The organism is Secundilactobacillus odoratitofui DSM 19909 = JCM 15043, from assembly GCF_001434895.1.
Taxonomy (GTDB): Bacteria; Bacillota; Bacilli; order Lactobacillales; family Lactobacillaceae; genus Secundilactobacillus; species Secundilactobacillus odoratitofui.
On sequence record NZ_AZEE01000028.1, the window covers coordinates 678,993 to 680,181 of the forward strand.

Below are 1,189 nucleotides of genomic sequence, written 5' to 3' on the forward strand. Positions count from 1 at the left end.
GACTGAGCTACCGAGCCATATAAACGGTCCGTACGAGACTCGAACTCGTGATCTCCTGCGTGACAGGCAGGCGTCCTAACCAGCTAGACCAACGGACCACTCAATTGCGGGGGCTGGATTTGAACCAACGACCTTCGGGTTATGAGCCCGACGAGCTACCAGACTGCTCCACCCCGCGATAATAAGGAGGATGAGAGATTCGAACTCTCGCGTGGTTTGACCCACCTGACGGTTTTCAAGACCGTTCCCTTCAGCCAGACTTGGGTAATCCTCCATAAATATAACAATGATCACTATAAGGACCATTATGGACCTTGTAGGACTCGAACCTACGACCGGACGGTTATGAGCCGTCTGCTCTAACCAACTGAGCTAAAGGTCCGAGCCAATGATCAAATCGCGGCGGGGGGGATCGAACCCTCGACCTCCCGGGTATGAACCGGACGCTCTAGCCAGCTGAGCTACACCGCGATGGCGTTTAAATAAAAAACTATTCTTATTTAAATCGGGAAGACAGGATTCGAACCTGCGACCCCCTGGTCCCAAACCAGGTGCTCTACCAAGCTGAGCTACTTCCCGTTTAAATGCACCCAGTAGGAGTCGAACCTACAACCTTCTGATTCGTAGTCAGACACTCTATCCAGTTGCGCTATGGGTGCAAAATATTAAAATAACTAATGCCGAGGACCGGGATCGAACCGGTACGGTCATCACTGACCGCAGGATTTTAAGTCCTGTGCGTCTGCCAATTCCGCCACCCCGGCGATTTTGGCAAAAGCGGAAGACGGGATTCGAACCCGCGACCCCCACCATGGCAAGGTGATGTTCTACCACTGAACTACTTCCGCATATTTAGTTAAATGCCGACTAGAAGATTCGAACTTCCGACCCCCTGTTTACAAGACAGGTGCTCTACCAACTGAGCTAAGTCGGCAACACAAGTAACATGTTAACAGAATCTACTTCTAATGTCAACATGATGAGCCGTGACAGGCTCGAACTGTCGACCCTCTGATTAAAAGTCAGATGCTCTACCAACTGAGCTAACGGCTCAATGGAGGATACAGGGCTCGAACCTGTGACCCTCTGCTTGTAAGGCAGACGCTCTCCCAACTGAGCTAATCCTCCATAAGATAGCGTGGCAACGTCCTACCCTTGCAGGGGGCGATCCCCCAACTACTCTCGGCGT

Annotated in this window: 13 tRNA genes (1 of these 13 running past the window's edge); all 13 read right to left on the bottom strand. The window is 51.6% G+C overall.

From position 1 onward, the window contains the following. Positions 1-17 (bottom strand) — tRNA-Phe (locus FD04_RS08200) (it extends 64 nt beyond the left edge of the window). Positions 18-24: 7 nt separating this feature from the next. Continuing rightward, positions 25-98: transfer RNA gene (locus FD04_RS08205), tRNA-Asp, on the bottom strand. Between the two features lie 6 nt (positions 99-104). Further along, a tRNA-Met gene (locus tag FD04_RS08210) sits at positions 105-178 on the bottom strand. A 6-nt stretch (positions 179-184) separates the two neighbouring features. Then, positions 185-274 (bottom strand) — tRNA-Ser (locus FD04_RS08215). 34 nt (positions 275-308) lie between these two features. Further along, positions 309-382 (bottom strand) — tRNA-Ile (locus tag FD04_RS08220). Between the two features lie 15 nt (positions 383-397). After that, positions 398-471 (bottom strand) — tRNA-Met (locus FD04_RS08225). 34 nt (positions 472-505) lie between these two features. Further along, positions 506-579: transfer RNA gene (locus FD04_RS08230), tRNA-Pro, on the bottom strand. Positions 580-585: 6 nt separating this feature from the next. Beyond that, positions 586-659 (bottom strand) — tRNA-Arg (locus tag FD04_RS08235). Positions 660-678: 19 nt separating this feature from the next. After that, a tRNA-Leu gene (locus FD04_RS08240) sits at positions 679-764 on the bottom strand. 12 nt (positions 765-776) lie between these two features. Beyond that, positions 777-848: transfer RNA gene (locus FD04_RS08245), tRNA-Gly, on the bottom strand. A 13-nt stretch (positions 849-861) separates the two neighbouring features. Beyond that, positions 862-934, bottom strand: a tRNA-Thr gene (locus FD04_RS08250). A 46-nt stretch (positions 935-980) separates the two neighbouring features. Continuing rightward, a tRNA-Lys gene (locus FD04_RS08255) sits at positions 981-1,053 on the bottom strand. 2 nt (positions 1,054-1,055) lie between these two features. Beyond that, positions 1,056-1,128 (bottom strand) — tRNA-Val (locus tag FD04_RS08260). Positions 1,129-1,189 lie beyond the last annotated feature (61 nt).